General features: G+C 66.5%; 15 protein-coding genes. 9 read left to right on the forward strand and 6 right to left on the reverse strand.

Going from position 1 to position 16,928, the window contains the following annotated elements; translation table 11 throughout:
- The first annotated feature begins 1 nt into the window (after position 1).
- Genes BRO63_RS26870 through fes form a run of 4 tightly spaced genes read left to right on the forward strand, consistent with a single transcriptional unit; the run spans position 2 to position 3,848 of the window.
- Positions 2–289, forward strand: coding sequence for a hypothetical protein (locus BRO63_RS26870; protein WP_088142700.1), 288 nt, complete (start codon positions 2–4; stop codon positions 287–289).
- Positions 276–566, forward strand: coding sequence for a hypothetical protein (locus tag BRO63_RS26875; protein ID WP_088142701.1), 291 nt, complete (start codon positions 276–278; stop codon positions 564–566). The genes BRO63_RS26870 and BRO63_RS26875 overlap by 14 nt, the downstream gene beginning before the upstream one ends.
- Positions 567–581: 15 nt before the next feature.
- Complete coding sequence (locus tag BRO63_RS26880) at positions 582–2,210, forward strand: PepSY-associated TM helix domain-containing protein (protein WP_088142702.1); 1,629 nt, start codon at positions 582–584, stop codon at positions 2,208–2,210.
- Between the two features lie 42 nt (positions 2,211–2,252).
- Positions 2,253–3,848 (forward strand): enterochelin esterase, encoded by a 1,596-nt coding sequence (gene fes, locus BRO63_RS26885; RefSeq protein WP_256943413.1) that lies wholly within the window; start codon positions 2,253–2,255, stop codon positions 3,846–3,848.
- A 27-nt stretch (positions 3,849–3,875) separates the two neighbouring features.
- Here the strand turns inward: fes and BRO63_RS26890 are convergent, their stop codons facing one another.
- A complete protein-coding gene (locus BRO63_RS26890) occupies positions 3,876–4,205 on the reverse strand; it encodes a winged helix-turn-helix transcriptional regulator (RefSeq protein ID WP_088142704.1) in 330 nt (109 codons plus the stop codon).
- A gap of 104 nt (positions 4,206–4,309) precedes the next feature.
- Between BRO63_RS26890 and BRO63_RS26895 the strand changes: the two genes are divergently transcribed.
- On the forward strand, positions 4,310–5,014 hold the full coding sequence (locus tag BRO63_RS26895; protein WP_088142705.1) for a glutathione S-transferase family protein: 705 nt from the start codon (positions 4,310–4,312) through the stop codon (positions 5,012–5,014).
- A gap of 92 nt (positions 5,015–5,106) precedes the next feature.
- Here the strand turns inward: BRO63_RS26895 and BRO63_RS26900 are convergent, their stop codons facing one another.
- A complete protein-coding gene (locus tag BRO63_RS26900; RefSeq protein ID WP_088142706.1) occupies positions 5,107–7,470 on the reverse strand; it encodes a mechanosensitive ion channel domain-containing protein in 2,364 nt (787 codons plus the stop codon).
- A gap of 230 nt (positions 7,471–7,700) precedes the next feature.
- Between BRO63_RS26900 and BRO63_RS26905 the strand changes: the two genes are divergently transcribed.
- Entirely contained in the window at positions 7,701–7,934 is a 234-nt protein-coding gene (locus BRO63_RS26905; protein ID WP_088142707.1) for a hypothetical protein, read from the forward strand.
- 3 nt (positions 7,935–7,937) lie between these two features.
- Here the strand turns inward: BRO63_RS26905 and BRO63_RS26910 are convergent, their stop codons facing one another.
- The 4 genes from BRO63_RS26910 to BRO63_RS26925 are packed head-to-tail and all read right to left on the reverse strand — an operon-like array spanning position 7,938 to position 12,477.
- Positions 7,938–8,906 carry a Csu type fimbrial protein gene (locus tag BRO63_RS26910; protein WP_179215227.1) on the reverse strand — a complete coding sequence of 323 codons (969 nt, stop codon included), beginning with the start codon at positions 8,904–8,906 and terminating at the stop codon, positions 7,938–7,940.
- Positions 8,903–11,182: a fimbria/pilus outer membrane usher protein gene (locus BRO63_RS26915; protein WP_088142801.1), complete on the reverse strand. Its 2,280-nt coding sequence runs from the start codon at positions 11,180–11,182 to the stop codon at positions 8,903–8,905. The genes BRO63_RS26910 and BRO63_RS26915 overlap by 4 nt, the downstream gene beginning before the upstream one ends.
- Positions 11,183–11,214: 32 nt before the next feature.
- Positions 11,215–11,943 carry a fimbrial biogenesis chaperone gene (locus BRO63_RS26920; protein ID WP_088142709.1) on the reverse strand — a complete coding sequence of 243 codons (729 nt, stop codon included), beginning with the start codon at positions 11,941–11,943 and terminating at the stop codon, positions 11,215–11,217.
- 12 nt (positions 11,944–11,955) lie between these two features.
- On the reverse strand, positions 11,956–12,477 hold the full coding sequence (locus BRO63_RS26925; protein WP_088142710.1) for a Csu type fimbrial protein: 522 nt from the start codon (positions 12,475–12,477) through the stop codon (positions 11,956–11,958).
- A 369-nt stretch (positions 12,478–12,846) separates the two neighbouring features.
- Here BRO63_RS26925 and BRO63_RS26930 point away from each other — a divergent pair, with 369 nt between their 5' ends.
- The 3 genes from BRO63_RS26930 to BRO63_RS26940 are packed head-to-tail and all read left to right on the forward strand — an operon-like array spanning position 12,847 to position 16,925.
- Complete coding sequence (locus BRO63_RS26930; RefSeq protein ID WP_179215228.1) at positions 12,847–14,307, forward strand: efflux transporter outer membrane subunit; 1,461 nt, start codon at positions 12,847–12,849, stop codon at positions 14,305–14,307.
- Complete coding sequence (locus tag BRO63_RS26935) at positions 14,304–15,884, forward strand: MFS transporter (protein WP_218824117.1); 1,581 nt, start codon at positions 14,304–14,306, stop codon at positions 15,882–15,884. The genes BRO63_RS26930 and BRO63_RS26935 overlap by 4 nt, the downstream gene beginning before the upstream one ends.
- Positions 15,885–15,890: 6 nt before the next feature.
- Entirely contained in the window at positions 15,891–16,925 is a 1,035-nt protein-coding gene (locus tag BRO63_RS26940) for an HlyD family secretion protein (RefSeq protein WP_088142712.1), read from the forward strand.
- The last annotated feature ends 3 nt before the right edge of the window (positions 16,926–16,928 follow it).

The raw sequence follows: 16,928 nt of genomic DNA on the forward strand, positions 1-16,928 counted from the left end.
CATGGGAGTTCTGATTCTCTTCAGCCTGGCAAGCCTGTTCCTGGGCTGCTTCTGTATCTATCGCGCTTCGCCCAACCAGCGATGGGGCGCCGCGTCCTGGCCGGCCCCGTACGCCCGCGTCGCAGGGGGGCTGCTGCTGGCGCTGGGAGGCTGGGGCTGCCTGGGCGCATTCTCCGCCGTTGCCGCCGTGTTCGTGTTCTGCACGGCCCTGATGCTGTTCTTCAGCCTGATGCCATATCTGGGTGTGCTGGCGGGCCTGCGCGGAAGCGATACGCATGAAACCCGCTAAGCCCGCGCCGATACGGCGCGATTGGATCTCCAAGAGCCTGGCGGGCGTGCTGCTGGGCTTCGCGCTTGCCATGGGCGCCAGCGCGGCGCTTGCCGCGCTGACTGCCGATGTTCCTCTGGCGACACGCTCGCAGTTGGCCATGTGGCTGGTGCCGCCGGTCTGGCTGGGCATCGCGAGCGCCGTCTATTTCTTCGCCAGCGGCCTGCGCGCCTGGATCTGGCTGGGCGGCGCATGCGCGCTGCTATATGGCGGGCTGTTTTTCGCCAAGGCGATCTGAGGGGAGTCCGCGACCATGAGAGCCGACTACATACGCATCTACAAATCCGTCCACACCTGGACGGGCATCCTGAGCGGCATGGCGCTGTTCATCGCTTTCTACGCTGGCGCGCTGACCGTATTCAAGGAACCGGTCACCCGTTGGGCGACGCCGCCTGCGGCGGTCTCGCCTGTGCCGCTGGAAGAGGCGCCCGCGCTCATCGCCAGGACCCTGCAAGCGCGGCCGGATGTGGCCAAGGGGTTCAGCATCCATTTGCAGGATGCCGAAAACGTGCCGGCCCGCATGGGCTGGGAAGTCCGTGACGGGCAGGCCGACGACCACGACGAATCGTCGATCCGCCACTATGTTGCCTACCTGGATGGGGGAGGCGAGTTGCGGCTGGAGCAGTCCGACCCCAGCGGGCTGATGCCGTTCATCGACGTGCTGCACCGCGTGGTGGGCCTGCCCGCGGACAGCGATCCCAACCGCTGGTTCATGGGCATCGTCGCATCGCTCTATGCAATCGCCCTGGTGTCGGGCGTGATCGTGCTGTTGCCGTCGTTGGTCAAGGACTTCTTCGCCTTGCGGGTTGGCAAGAACCTGAAGCGGATGTGGCTGGATGCGCACAACGTGGTGGGCATCGTGTCGCTGCCATTTCACATCGTCATGGCGTTGAGCTCCGTGGTGTTCGCGTTTCACGACGGAATCTACGACCTGCAGGACAAGCTGATGTACGAAGGCCAGCTGGAATCCGTTTTCCAGCGCGCCGGCGGCAGCGCGGCGGCTGGAGAGACCAGAAATCCCGCAGACATGCTGACGCCCGTGCAACTGGCAGCCCAGGCGCGCGGCCTGGCGCCAGGCTTCGAGCCAAGCGCGCTGCAGTATCAGCAGGTCACCAGCTCCCGCGCCATCGTGCGCGTCTGGGGCAAGGACGACAGCGCGGTGTCGCCGCGGGCGCGGGGCGGCTTCGTGGCGCTCGATCCCTACACCGGCAAGGTGCTCAACCGCGACTATCTGCCGGGCGGTCAGGATGCGCCCAACCTCTGGGTCAGCAGCTTCTTCGCGCTGCACATGGCTTCCTTCGGCGGCGCGGCGGTGCAGTGGCTCTATTTCCTGCTGGGGCTGGCGGGCGCATGGCTCTTCTACAGCGGCAACCTGCTATGGATAGAAACCCGCCGCAAGCGCGCCAACCGGCAGACCGGCGAGATTCCGGTGCAGCGCTTGGATACGCGGCTGATGGCGTCGGCGACCGTGGGCGTCTGCCTGGGAAGCGTGTGTGGCATTTCGTTGATGATGGTCGCGTCCAAATGGTTGAGCGGGCACGTAGGCGATCTGAATGCCTGGCTGCGGGGGCTGTACTACATGGCGTTCTTCGCCAGCCTGGCCTGGGCATTCCTGCGCGGGGGCGCGGCTGCAGGGGTGCATCTGCTATGGGTGGCGGCAGTCTTGACGCTGGCGATACCGGCGGCCTCGCTCGTGGGCGGGCTGTTTCCCGCCTCCGGGCTTTGGGCGCACACGTCGGCCGCGGCGCTGGCAGTGGATGCGACGGCCCTGGCGGCAGGGCTGGGATTTGCCTGGATCGCGAAGGCCAGCGCGCGCAGGATCGGACGGGGCGACGCTGACAGCGCATGGGCGCCCAGAAAGCTCGCCGCGCGCGAAGGATAGCGGACCGCTGCGAACGGGCCGTGAACAAACGAACGGATGAATATGCGTAAAAAGAACAGATTGGAATGGCGGGATTGGATGTCGTCGGCCGTGCTGGCGGTTTCGATGATAGGCGTGGCGCCGGGCATGGCCGCGGCGCAGTCCAGGCAGGGCGCCGTCACACCCGGGGCCCATGTGGACGAACGAATTTCGCTACAGAAGGGAGAGTTTCTTGCGGGCACCTGGGCCGCTGAATCCGGCGTGATCCTGGAGCTGCTGGACAGCGCCGGGCGGCACGTACGCCGGTTGAGCGACGGCGAGAAGCCGGCCGGGGCTTTGATGCTGGTGGCGCCCAAGGACGATATCTACACCGTGCGCGCGCAGGGCCAGGGAGTGTTCCGCTGGGCAGTGACGGAACGCCTACCCCTTGCGGAACAACGTGCGCCCGCGCCGGCGTTCGACAGCCCGAGGCTGGCCGCGCTGGCGGCGACGCTGGCTGGGGGCGGCACGACGGATGCTTTTTGGGATGAGGTGGCGCAGCGAGGCACGCCGCTGGTCGAGGCCGTGGACGCCAAGCATGACCGCGTCACGTTTCTGTGGCGTGGCGCCGAACGCAATGTGCGCCTGTTCGGCGGGCCATCGTCGGACCATGCTCAGTTGGCGCGCCTGGGCAATTCCGATGTATGGCAGGCCAGCTTCGTCGTTCCCCGGTCCACGCGCCTGTCATATCGCCTGGCGCCCGATGTGCCGGAGCTTCCGGGCTCCGGCATGGCGCGGCGCCGCGCGATTCTGGCCACGGCGCAGGCCGATCCGCACAATCGCAAGGCATACCCCGTGCGCGGCGTCGACGCGTACCAGACCTATTCCATGCTGGAGCTGGCGGACGCGCCGCCGCAGCCATGGGTCGAATCCCGCGCGGACGTGCGGCAGGGAACCGTCGAGACCCTGGAGCTGCGCAGCGATCTCATGCGCAACACGCGCAAGATCCACCTGTATCGTCCTGCCGGTTGGCAGTCTGGCGCGGCGGACAATCACGTGCTGGTGCTGTTCGATGCCGGGGCCTATCTGGGCCGCGTGCCCACGCCCACCATTCTGGACAACATGATAGCCGCTGGCGTCATTCCCCCCACGGCGGCGCTGCTCATCGACAACCCCACGGCGGAGTCGCGCAGCCAGGAGTTGCCGCCCAATCCGGACTTTGCGGACTTCCTGGCGAAAGAGTTGATGCCATGGGCACGCAAACAAGGCATCAGCGCGCCTGCCGCGCGCACGGTCATCGGCGGTTCCAGCTACGGCGGGTTGGCGTCGGCCTATGCGGCGTTGCGCCACCCCGAAGTGTTCGGCAACGTGCTTAGCCAGTCAGGTTCCTATTGGTGGTCGCCTGCGGGCGAGGAGGACCAGTGGCTGACGCGGCAGTTCGTCGCGGTGCGCAAGCTGCCGGTGCGCTTCTTCCTCGGCGCCGGCCTGTTCGAGTCCGGACGCGGCGGTCAGCCGGGCATCCTGGAGACCAACCGGCATCTGCGGGACGTGCTGCGCGCTAAGGGCTATCTGGTGACCCACCGCGAGGTGGCGGGCGGGCATGACTACCTGGTCTGGCGCGGGACCCTGTCGGACGGCTTGCTGGATTTGATCGGCACCGGCAAGCAGGGCGGCGGATAAGCCCGGCTTGAAAGCCGGCAAGACTGCTCAGTCGGCGTCTTCGGACGCCTTGTCATGCTCATCCCACCAGTCGCCCAGCGCATCCAGCAGCGGCACAAGCATCCTTCCCGAAGGCGTGAGCTCGTATTCCACGCGCCGCGGATAACCGTCGTAATCGGTGCGCTGGACGATGCCGGCCAGCTCCAGCTTGCACAGCTCCAGCGTCAGCATCCGATGCGAGATGGTCGGATTGTCGCGGCGTAGATCGCTGAAGCGCTTGGTGCCTTCCTTGAGGTAGTAGATCAGCAGCGTCGGCCATCTGCCGCTCAGTATCTGCATGACTTCTTCGATGGGGCAGTGCGAAACCAGGTCTTTCATGGGCGGGGCATGGTGACAAAAATGTGCGTAATTTACTTAGGCTATCAGATCCGTAGAATTCAATCCGCTGCGCAGCGTGACCCTCATCTACGGAGAAAAAAATCTTGGAACCCATTCTTGTCTATGGCTTTCCGCTGGGAAGTTCCATGGGGCTCGTCGCTGCGCTGGAGTGGCTGGGCCAACCCTATCGTCTGTGCCGCGTGGACATGCTTGGCGAAATGCGGCTGCCGTCCTATGCGCGGATAAACCCGCGCCATGAGACCCCTGCATTCGTCAGCGAACAGGGCGCGGTTTTCACGGAAACCATGGCGATTGCACGCTGGATCGAAAACCGTGATGACGAGCGCAGGATCAGCTTCGATCCTCTGTCGCCGGAATCCGACCGCATGAACCAGTTCATGGCTTTTCTGAACACTGGATTCACCGCCGCCTTCACCCCGCATTGGGTCGCTCTGGAAATGGATCCGCCTGATCCGGCCTTGCAGAAAACGCTGCGGGAATGGGGCGCGCAACGCGTCATCGAACGGCATGACAAGCTCGAGGCGATGCTGGGCGACACGCCGTTCCTGGTGGGCGGTCGCCCGACGCTGGCGGATGCCGTGCTGGTCGGCGTGGCGCGCTGGCTCGATTTCCATGAGGTCGCCGCAAAATCCCGCTGGCCGAAGCTGGCGGCGCTGCGGCAGCGCCTGGAGAGCGACCCGGCGGTCAAATATGCGATCTCGTTGGAAGATGGCGCAAGCCCTGCCTATTCGGGGCTTTGCAAGGGCCATGTGCCGCTGGAAACGCTGATCGCCACATACGGGAAGTAGGCGGCGGGCACGCCGAAGCGTGCCGCCTGCCGCTGCGCGCGTCTGCGCGTCTGCTACGCGCGTCCGTTACACGCGTCTGCTACGCGCGTCCGTTACACGCGTGACGCTTCGCCTTCCTCGCGTGCCTCGAGTTCGTTGCCCAGCACTTCGGCCGAATCTTCGCCGCGCGGCGCGGGTTCCAGCGGACGCCGGGTGTGCCCGGCGGCGCGCGCGTCCTCGCCTTCGTCGGGGCGCTCGGATTGCACGAAGACGTTCGCGGGCGGCGCGTAACCCCGCTTGTCCTGGCCGAAGTACACCACGGTGTGCGGGTAGGGCAGCTCGATGCCGGCGGCGTCGAAGTGTTTCTTCAGCAGGCGGTTATAGCCGCGCTGCACGGCCCACTGCATGCCGGGCGTGGTCTTGATCAGGATCCGGATGGTCACGCCCTTCTCGTTGACCGCCGTGACGCCCGCCACCGTGATGTCTTCCAGGATCTCAGGCCCCAGCACGGTGTCGGTCATCAGCTCGGCGAAGGCGGCGCGCAGGTGCACGATGGCGTCGTCCACGCTTTCGCGATGCGCGATGGTGTATTCGCCCAGGTGGTACGAGAAGTCGCGCATGTGGTTGGCGACGACGTCCACCGACGAGAACGGCACCAGATGGTAGCCGCCGTCCAGGGTGCGGATGCCGACCGAGCGTATGGTCATCTTTTCGACGGTGCCGAACACGCCTGCGACCTGCACCACGTCGTTCTCGTTCATGCCGTTCTCAAGCTGGATGAAGATGCCCGTGATGATGTCCTGGACCAGCTTCTGCGCGCCGAAGCCGATGGCCAGGCCGACCACGCCGGCGCCGGCGATCAACGGTCCGACGTCGATGCCGATCTGCGACAGCAGCACCATCAGCGTCATCGTCACGATGACGATCAGCGCCGCGTTGCGGAACAGCGCCAGCAGCGTGCGCTCGCGCGCGCTGGGCATGCCGCGTCCTTCGCTCTGGCTGAGGCGGTGCTCGATGATGCTGGCGATCACGGTCCAGGCCAGGGCGGCTATCAGCAGCACGATGACGATGTTCACCGTCATCCTGATGGCCGCGCCGCCGGCATCCGAGGCCAGCCACCGCGACAGGTCGAAGGCGCGCCACGCGTCGAGCACCAACAGCACCAGGACGATGCGGATGATCAGGCCGATCAGTTTCAAGGTGGCGGGCACATAGGCGTTGACGCGCGCCTCCAGTAGCGGCAGGCGTTTGCGCAGGTCGTCCGGCAGCCTGATGGGCTTGGCCAGCACGGTGTTCAGGAACAGGATCAACAGGCTGCCCACGCCGATGACCAGCAGGGTCTGCGCGGTGGCGCGAGCCATGAACGGCAGCGCGTTGGTCGGGTCCACCTGGCTGACCACCAACAGGATGGTGAAATAGCCTATGCCCAGCACATGCCACACGCGCGCCAGGATGTGCAGCCGCGAGCCCATGAAGGTCGTCGCGCTGGCGGCGCGCCGGTCCAGGTGCCCGCGCACCGTCTGGCGGTTGCGCCAGATGACGCGCACCGCATACACGTACACGGCCAGCATGATCAGCAGGTTGGCCAGCCGGCCCAGCGCGGGCGACAGCGAGGCCGACACCACGGGATCGATCAGCAGCGTGCCGTAGCCTGCGGCGCTGGCGATGCGCAGCAGCCACGTATTCCAATACCTGGCGTTTTCGTCTGTCATGGGCAAGAGGCGCAGGTGCGGATGCTTGACGGAGAACACCGTGCGGATCAGTACCTTGACGAGTTCGACCGACACGAAGGCTCGCAGGAACACGGCCGCCAGAGCGTCCAGCGTGCCGCGCCCGGGCGTGCCCCATAGCGCCGCGGCGCCGCCCGCCATGGCGGCAAGCAGCACCACGCCCGCATCGATGGCCAGCGCGCCCACGATGGCACCCGCGCGGCGCGACAGCACGCGCATGGAGGCGGGCGCGCCGCGCCTGGGCGGCGCTTCTGGCGCGTGGCGCAGTTCTGCCACCCAGCGGTCGATGCGGCCGTAGACGTACATGGCAATCATCCGCAGCAGAATGAAGGCCAGGATGGTGGCGGCCGCTGCCAACGCGAGAGGCTTCAAGACATGGCCTGCGGCGTCGCTGTCCATGCGCAGGCTGTCGCCCGAGGCCAGTGCGCGCATGTCTTCCACGCCCTGGCCCATGTCGGTCGCGAGGCCCGTCAGGAAGCGCTGGACGTTGTCGGCCAGGCGTTCCTGCAGGCCGGGTTCGGCGGGCTGCGCGGGAGCCGAGGCCGTGCCTGCGGGTCGGGCTGAGGCGGGTTTTGCGCCGGACGCCTGCGCGCGCAGCTCGTCCACCAGCGCCTTGCGCGCTTCGGGATTCTCCAGCAAGTCCGCCAGGGCCGCCGGAGTCAGCGCGGAGGACGGCGCCGCCGCCGCTTGCGGCTGCAGCAGCCCCGCAGCCTGGGTTTGCCAGGAAAGGGCAAGGCAACACAGCATTGCCGCCAGCAGCAGGGCCGCCAGCCAGGGCCTGGGCCGTCGGCGCCGCCGCGAAGGGGCGGCCTGGACGGAAGGCGGGAAAGGACGCGATGCTGTCGTTGCGGATCTAACCACTAGTGAATCTCCTGTGCGATCTGGGCAAAAAATGGGGGCGAAACCGTGGCGCGCTTAAGAAATCCGGCGCGTCGCCGTTAGTGCAGATGGCTCAACTCTGGTCTGGAGCTTTTTTCATGGCCTCCAAATTTGTCTTCCCGGCATTGGGACTCTTGCTGGCGGGCGGCATCGGGCTGGCGGCCCACCAGGCACAATCCGCGCCGCTTGCGCCGATGCTCGTGCGCTTCACGGTTCCCAGCCTCTGCACGGTCAGCCAGGGACCGGCTCGTCCGGCGGTGCGATGTTCCCAGGGAACGCCCTGGCACGCGCAGCGCGCGGTGGACGAGCAATACTGGACGGTAGTGTTCTGACCCTCAGAATTCGATGGTCGCGGTCACCACGTCGCTGTATTGCCCGGGGGGCGGCGCCGTCTGCGCAGGCACCCGCCCATAGACCTGCACCTGCTGGATATTGCCGGTTCCCGTGCCGGTGACGAAGGCGGTGCCCGCGGTGCCGTCGCCCCAGGGGATCGTGCGGTCCGCCGACGTGTGCAAGTCATACCTTACCAGCCGCGTGCCGGTGGCGTCTCGCAGGTAGCGCTGGCTCACGGTGCCGTTCTGGCCGCCGTTCAGGCGTATCCGGTAGGCGTCGTTGTTGGTGCAGCGCACCGCCAGCGTCGTATTGGCCAGGCGCGCCGAGCGAAAGTCAGCCATCGACCCGAAGTTCAACGGGGAGGCGGAAATGGTGCAGTTGTTGGTCACGTTGGCGCGCACCGTGAAGTTGTAGCTGCCACGGGAGGTCAGCGACGAGCACGCGGGCCGGACCAGGATGGAGAAGCCGTAGTCGAAGGTTGCCACGCCAGGGAAAGTTTCCGAGTACGCGGTCGTGGCGTTATTGGCCGTGGGCACCGTGTATTGGCCTGACAGGACCTGCCCGGTAATGGGCTGGTTGACGGTGGCCTGGCTGCCCAGCAAGGGCTGGGTGAGATCGATGATGACTGGCGTCGATCCGTTGGCGGCCGAGCCCCACAGCGGGCTCATGGAGGCGTTCGGCGATAGCCGGTACTGCAGACGGTTGGCGCCATTGGCCATCTGCCGCGGATCTTGCACGGTCGATCCGCCGCCGATGCCCAGGTTCACGCATACGCGGGCATACCCCGGGGTGAGCAGGCCCCAGGTGCAGGTCGCCGTCAGCGTGCCGGTCTGCGTTACCGATGCGCCGAGCACTGGATTGAAGTTCGGAAACGTGATGGGTGTCATGGACACGGTGCAAGTTTGCGCATGCGCGCCGTTCCCGCCCAGCCACAGGGCCGCCAGCAGCAATGCGGCCAGCAGTGTTTTCACGGCCGGACCTCCACGCATGCCACCGGCCCCAGGCGCGGCAGGCTGCCGTCGATGGGGGCCTGGAAGTCGAAACGCGCCGTGCAGGCCAGATCCGGTCCTTGCACGTCCAGATGATTGCGCTTGCCCAGGTTGCGCACGAAGGTCTGGCTGCCGTAGCCCACCACGCTCTCGGATCCGCTCTCCCTGTGCACGACCCGCGCGCCCACCGGTAGAGGCTTGCCGCGGCCGTCCACCAGATCGACGGTGGCCGCGGCCTCATGGGTGATGCCGAACTCCGCCAGCACGCCGGATCGGGACTGCGGCACCACATCGAGTGAGTAGGCCGACACTTGCGCGTTGGGCGGCAGGTCCAGGCCGTCGAGTTCCAGCGTGTTGGTCTGGTAGCTGTTCAGGTCCGGCACCACCAGGCGGCCGTTCGAGCCTGTAAGGCCGATGACCCGGTTCTGATGCAGGATGGGCAGGCCGGGTTCGCCGGTGGAGACCAGCGCGAAGCCGTCGTCGATGCGCCGGGATGCTTGCGCCGCGCCATCCATGAAGACGAAGGCGCCATTGACGTCGAGCTCTCCCGTGGTGCGTCCGTCATAGCGCTGCGCGCCCAGCGTGATCTCGCCATAGCGTCCCAGGTACCGGCCCCAGCCTTGCTCATAGTGGCCCGCCTCGTAGGTGCCGGCCTGCACGCCCCAGCCGAACCCGCCGCCATAATCGGGGCTGCGGATCACGCTGGCGTTGGTATACGTGCCGCCGTCCTGGCGGCCGGCCATGGCATTGAACGAGGTTTCGCCCAGGGTGATGCCTAGGCTGAGGAACGCGCCACGGCTGTCGCTGTCGTTGAAGTCCTGGTAGGCGCTCACGCTCAGCGTGGCGCGGCTGCCCAGCCGGGTGGTGTAGGCCACCGAACCGATGTGGGCGGCTTCGACGCCCGGATAGCGTTGGCCGATGTAGCTCAGCGATACGGTCTGCCCGCCGCCCAAGGGCACGGCCAGCGTCGCCCTGTCGCTGGCGCGGGATACGGGGATGCCGTCGTTGGCCGCCAGATCGGCGTAATCGGAGATCGCGCGCAGGCTCTGTATGTCGATGGAGTAGCGCTCGTCCACATACTGATAGCCCAGGCCGGCCTGCAGGCCGGTGTTCCTGCCCAGGCTGCCGGCCAGCGACGCGTTGACGACGCCCGCCATGCCCAGCTTGGCGAGCATGCCGGCCCCCGCGTTGTACAACCCGGCGCTGGCTTCGCCATGGGCTTCCACGGTCAGGGCGTTCGAGACGCCGTATTGCCAGGTGCCGCTGAGGGCGGGATCGTCCTTGTAGTCGAATGATCGCCAGCCATAGGCGCGGCGCAGAAAGCCTGCTTCGACCGAATAGCTGGACATGCCTTGCGCCAGCAGCCGCGTGTCGATGTAGATGGGCACCGACTGCGACACGGGCCGGCCCAGGGCGTCGCGCGTGATGACGTTTGCCTGCCCGAAACCCGTGATGCCCGCGACGTTGTCGACCACGAAAGGGCCGCTGGGAACGTCGCCCGAATAGCGGCGGATGTTGTTGATGTAGACATCGACGGCGGACGGCACCACGGCGCTGCCGGCGAAGTCCGGCATGGGGAATGTGACCAGGTCGGGCCGCAACGAGAAATTGCGCCGCCATTGCAGGCCGCCCATGCGTATCGAGCGCGACCAGGCCAGCGATCCGGAAATCGTGTCGCCCACCTGGGTGGCGGTCAATGTGGCGGGGTCGGAGTGGGTCCAGCTGGAGTCGAAGCGGACATAGCGCCGCAGGTCGCGGTACAGATAAGCGGTGCCCGTATTGCTGAAGACCCCATATTGGTCGAAATAGCGTTGTTCGCTCCAGATCGCCAGCGGATTTTCGCGGTCGGTGCGCGCATATAGATCGTAGTTGATGAGCAGGCCGCGATCCGCCGTGGCGGCGGCCACGGGGCTCAAGCCTCGCGCATCGATGCGGTTCGGAACGCGGTACCGGTCCGGCAGGTCGAGATCGACGTCTTGCGCGGCCGCGTCGTAGCGGTACTTCAGGCCGAGGATCTGCTCCAGGGGTACCTGTGCCTCGTCCGCTATTCCCAAGGCATGGGTATCGATCCCCAGGCTGCGCAAGTCCGCGCCGCGTGCAGACAGGCGGCCATGCTCATCTGCGAATCGCGCGATCCGATGGCTGGGCTGGCCGCCGATGCTGACGTTCAGATAGACGTCGATGGCCGCCAGTCCCACGGCCGTTTCAGGCGCGGATTGCGCGCGCGCGCCGGCATGGACTGCTGCGGCGGCGAGCATCAGAGTCAGCTGCATGGCGCATGTGCAATGTTTCACTTCCCTGTATCGGTTTGCACGTCGGCCTGGACGGGAACGCTGTTCACCCGCGCGTTGACCGTGACCGCCCCGTGCATGGAAGGTTGAAAGGGCAGGGGCCACTGGCGCGCGCTGCCGCCCAGGACATAGCCGAGCAGGCCATCCCGCAAGCTGCGGCGCTGGCCGTTGAAGACCAGCGCCACGTCGCTGAGTTGCGCGCGGTGCGTGCCGCTGTTGACGACGCGCAAGGCCCAGTCGGGGCCATCGCGCACCAGGGACCATGTCAGCTCCCGTTGCGCGGGAGCTTGCGGCGCGGCGCCCACGAACACCGGCACCGAATAGCGCAGCCGCACTTGCACGCCCGTCGCGCGCAAGGGATCGGGCGGCGCGATCTCGTCGATGATCAGGCGGTACGACGTCTCGCCAGGGCGCTTGGCGGGATCGGGCTGCAAGAGGCGCACGACCTGCGTGCCGCCCGGCGCGATCTGGATCATCGGGGGACTGGCCACCAGGGCCGATGTCTCCCGCAGCACGTCTTCGGTCGCGGTCTGGCTCCATGCGTACACGCGGACCTGGCCGTAGATGGGTTCGGCGCCTTCGTTGCGCAAGGTCATGCTGGCGGCGCGTTCCGCGCCGTCCAGGTTCAGGATTACCGGCGAGATCTGCAGGCTGGCGGCATGCGCTTGCAGCGCCATGCCGAATAAACAGGCCCCCGCCGCCTGGCGAATGATCCCAAGCGTCGTCATGTCGATTCGCGCTCAGAAGTAGACGGTGGCCGTGACCGTCGATTGGTACGTATCCGGCTTGGGGGCGGCCTGGGGCGGCACCCGGCCGTAGACGGTCAGCGTCTGGGCCGTACCCGTGCCGGTGCCGCCTACGGTGTCCGTGCCTTGCGTGTTGCCCCAGATCGTCGTGCGGCCTGCATTCTGGTAGAGCTGGTAGCCCACGCTGGTGGTGGTGTTGCCCGGCGCGGTGCCCACGAGCAGGCGATTCGCAATCGTCGAGCCCGCCGCCGTGCCGGCGTCCAGGCCTACGTTGTAGGGCGTGGTGTTGGTGCAGGTAACCCGGACCGTTGTTTCCTGATTCACCGCGGCGCTCAAGAGTCCGGTAGAGGGAAACACCAGCGGATCGGCCGCAATCGTGCAGTTTGCCTGCACCGTCAGGGAAACATTGAAAGTCGCCGTCGCGGTCCCGTTCTGGTAGACCTGAGCCAGGGCCGCGGCGGGCAGGGACAAGCCGATAGTCGCGGACAGAATCGCAGCAGAACCGATGGCCTTCATGCTCGCTCTCCTCCAAGTCAATGGCTGAATCGACCTTAGCGGAGGGGGCAGTGCAATTTATTTCGCATTATTTCAATTTCCTTCGGTTGCTGTCCCGCACGCGAATTTGCGTGCTGGCGCGATCCTGCTTGCGTCCTTCATGAAACTTATGAGGTCTTTGTTCCATTCCTGGTGCAAAGCGGAAAGGAAAGGACACAACTTCCCGGCTGCGGCGGACAGGTCGCGGATGTAGCCAATTTGGACGAATCCCCAAGCCAAAATCAATGGAAATCCAAGGAGTACGCGAAGCGTTCCCGCAGGGGGCTGAGCATACTGGGCTCGTCGGTTGCCCCGACGAAATCCGTTGCCCACCTACTAGGAACTGCCGTGATGTTGACACCGATACGTTCGTCACTGTGGCGTTGCGCCAGCGCGGCGTTGTGTGCCGCGATGCTGGCGGGTTGCGCGGTGGGACCCGACTTCGCCAGTCCCGACAATGGTCTGAACGAGACCGAACTGGCGCCCAGGCAGGACCCCGCTGGCCACTCCCAACTCACCGCCGCCGACGTCCCCGCGGAATGGTGGCGGCTGTTTGAAGATCCTCTGCTTGCGACCCTGCAGGCCCGGGCCGCGACGGGCAACCTGGATCTGCAGCAGGCTGCCGAACGCATCGAGCAGAGCCGGGCGCAACTGGGCATCGCATCCTCGGAGCTGTATCCCAGCCTGGACGCCGGCGGCAGCTTCTCGCGCGAAGCGCTCAGCGAAAACGGCAAGCTGGCCGCGCTGGGCGCGCCTTCCAGCGCCACCGATTTCTGGCGGCTGGGTTTCAACGCCAGATGGGAGATCGACCTGTTGGGGCGTGCGCGCCGCCTGCAGGAGGGCGCCAAGGCGTCCCTGCAAGCTTCCGTCTACGACCGGGAGGCGGCCCGCGTGGCATTGTCCGCGGAGGTCGCTCGCGCCTATCTGCAGTTGCGCGGCACGCAGGCCCAGCTCGACATCGCCAGGCAGAACCAGACGGTGGCCGAGCGCGTGCTCGGCCTGACCGAAAGCCGGGAGCGCAATGGCGTATCGACCCGTTTCGATACCGCCACGGCCCGGGCGCAACTGGCGACGGTCAAGGCCTTGGTGCCTGAATTGACCAAGCGCCGCAACACGCTGCTGAATGCCCTTGCTCTGCTGCTGGGGGAAAGGCCGCGCGCGCTGGATGCACAGCTGCGTGACGCGATGCCGCTGCCTGCGCTGCCCACCAAGGTGCCGGTCGGCGTGTCGTCCCAATTGGCGCACAGGCGGCCCGACATCCAGCGGGCCGAGGCCCAGCTCCACGCCGCCACCGCGGCAATCGGGGTGGCCAAGGCCGACTTCTACCCGCGTATTTCCCTGGTGGGACAACTGGGCGTGGAAGCCTTCCAGGGCAGCGACCTCGCCAGCTGGGACTCCCGATTTTTCTCGATCGGGCCGACGGTCTACCTGCCCATCTTTCAGGGCGGACGCCTTGTCCAGCGCTTGGAATTGAGCGAATCGCGGCAGCGGTCCGCCGCTCTGGCCTACAGGCAGACGGTGCTGCAGGCCTGGCATGAGGTGGACAACGCCCTGGATGCCTGGGCCGAGCAGCAACGCGAACACAGCGAGCTGCAGGTCTCGTACGAACAGAACCAGGAAGCCTTGCGCGCCGCCGAGCGGGGCTACCAGCAGGGCGCGTCCGACTACCTCACCGTGCTGACGGCGCAGCGCAACCTGCTTGTCAGCCAGACCAGCCTGAATGCCAGCGCGACCAACGGCACGCTGACGGTGGTGAATCTGTACAAGTCGCTGGGCGGCGGCTGGGATCCGGAAATGGGAGCCACGCCATGAGCGCCAACGTAGAAGCGCAAGCGGGCGATGGCACCGCCGCCCATGGGCACGCGGCCAAGTCGTCGAAGCGCCCGATGGTGGGGCTTCTGGGAATTTTCATCGCCGCCATGATGGCCGGCTTGAACAACCGCATCGGCGCCTTGGCGCTGGCGGACCTGCGCGGCTCGATGGGCGCCGGCTTTGACGAGGGCTCCTGGCTTACGACGGCCTACGGCGCCGGAGAACTGATTGCCATGCCGTTCGCGGCGTGGTTTGCCATCACCCTTTCGGTGCGGCGCTTCGAGCTGTGGATGCTGGGCGCCTGCGCGCTGCTGGCCCTGGCCCTGCCTTTCGTCCACGACCTGAACCTGCTGCTGGTCCTGCGCTTTCTGCAAGGCGTGGCCAGCGGCACCACGATCCCCTTGCTGATGATGGCGGCCCTCAAGTTTCTGCCGCCGCCGATCCGGCTGTATGGCCTCGCGCTCTATGCGATGACCGCCACATTCGCGCCCAATCTGTCGATATGGCTGGCCGGCCAATGGACCGACGCGCTGTTCGACTGGCGCTGGGTGTACTGGCAGATCGTTCCCCTGGCCCTGGTTTCCGGGTTGCTCGTGGGCTGGGGGCTGCCGCGGGAACCCATCGAGACCGGGCGCTTCCGCCAGGCCAATTGGCTGGGCATGGCCTATGGGGTGCCGGGCTTCGGCCTGGTCGCGGTCGCGCTGGATCAAGGTGTGAGGCTGGACTGGTTCAATTCGCCTCTCGTCACGTTTTCGCTGGCGGCGGGCGTGATCCTGCTGGCGCTGTACCTGCTGACGGAGTGGCATCACCCGGCGCCCTTCATCAAGCTGCAGGTCCTGGGGCGCCGCAACCTGGTGCTGGGCTTCACGCTGTTCGTCTTCCTGCTGGTGGTGCTGCTGTCCGGCTCGATGCTGCCGGCCGGTTACCTCGGCCCGATCCAGGATTACCGGCCCATGCAAATGGCGTCCATCGGTCTGATCGTCGCCTTGCCGCAGCTGGTCCTGGGGTTCGCGGTCGCGCTGCTGCTGTACCAAAAGTGGGTGGATGCCCGGATGGTGTTCGCGGCGGGCCTGGTGCTGATCGCGCTTGCCTGCCTGGCCGGCGCGCAATTGACCTCGACCTGGAACCGCGACCAGTTCGTGCTGGCGCAGACGCTGCAAGCCTTCGGGCAACCGATGGCCGTGGTGTCGATGCTGTTCCTGATCACCAGCGTGGTGCAGCCTCACGAAGGCCCTTATGTGTCGGGCGCCATCAATACGCTGCGCGCCCTCGGGTCGATGATCGGCGGCGCCGCGGTGGGGCAGCTCTTGACCGCGCGCGGCCGCTTCCATGCGGAGATGCTGCTGGATCAGGCGGCGCTCGTGGCCAACTACGTCCCGGACAGCCTCGAACCCCTGCAGCTCATGCGCATCGTCAGCCAACAATCGCTGGTGCTGTCGATTGCCGACGCCTACCGCGTGCTGGGCGTCCTGGCGCTCCTGCTGATTCCGATCGTGTTGAGGCTGGCCTACATCCCCGCTCCCGACTTGGGACACGTCTCGCGCCCTTCCGCAGTTCCATCTTCCACTCAGGGATGATCCATCATGGCATTACCGAAGAAAGCAAAGGTCACGACCAAGGTGCTGCTGCTCATGCTGCTGATCGGCGGCGGCCTGTATCTCAACCGTCCCGAATCCCGGGCATCGACGCAGTCCACTGACGATGCCTATGTGCATGCGGATTTCACGATGGTGGCGCCGCAGGTGTCGGGACGGATCGACAAGGTGCTTGTCGAGGACAACCAGCCCGTCAAGCAGGGGCAGTTGCTTGCTACCATTGACGACCGCGATTTCGTGGCGGCGGTGAACGCCGCCCGGGCCCAGGCGGCCAGCGCTCAGGCCAGTATCGGCGGCCTGCAGGCGCGCCTGGTCCAGCAGGAGTCCGCCATACGCCAGGCGCAGGCGGCGGTGGCGGTGGACGAGGCGGCGCTGAAGCTGGCCCGCGCGAACCAGACGCGCTATCGGAACCTGGCCACGGACGGCTCAGGGACGATCCAGGCGCGGCAGCAAGCCGAAATGCAGGCCAGCGTTCAACTGGCCAGCCTGGAAAAGGCCCAGGCCAGCCTGCTTGCCGCTCGCCAACAGGTGGATGTCCTGGCGGCAGACCTCGAAAAGGCCCGCGCCGCATTTGCCCAGGCGCAGGCGGTGCAGGCCGCGGAGGAACTCAAGTTGTCGTACACCCGCATCACCGCGCCGGTGGACGGCACCGTGGGGCAGAAATCGGTACGCGTCGGCGCATTCGTCAACGTCGGCAAGCCTTTGCTCGCGGTGGTCCCGCTGGACGCCGTCTATGTCTCGGCCAACTTCCGGGAAACGCAGCTGGCGCGCGTGCGGCCGGGGCAGACGGTGGATATCGCGGTGGACGCCTTGGCGGGCGAAACCCTGACTGGAAAAGTGGAGAGCCTGGGGCCGGCCAGCGGGGTCAGCTATTCCGCGGTCGCGCCGCATAATGCCACCGGCAATTTCACCAAGATCGTCCAGCGGCTGCCGGTACGGATCCGCATCAACGCGGATCAGCCCGCGGCCGCGAAACTGAAGGTGGGCATGTCGGTCACGCCCGAAATCCGCGTCGATGACTGATGA

This window comes from Achromobacter xylosoxidans, assembly GCF_002192695.1.
Lineage (GTDB): Bacteria > Pseudomonadota > Gammaproteobacteria > Burkholderiales > Burkholderiaceae_B > Achromobacter > Achromobacter xylosoxidans_C.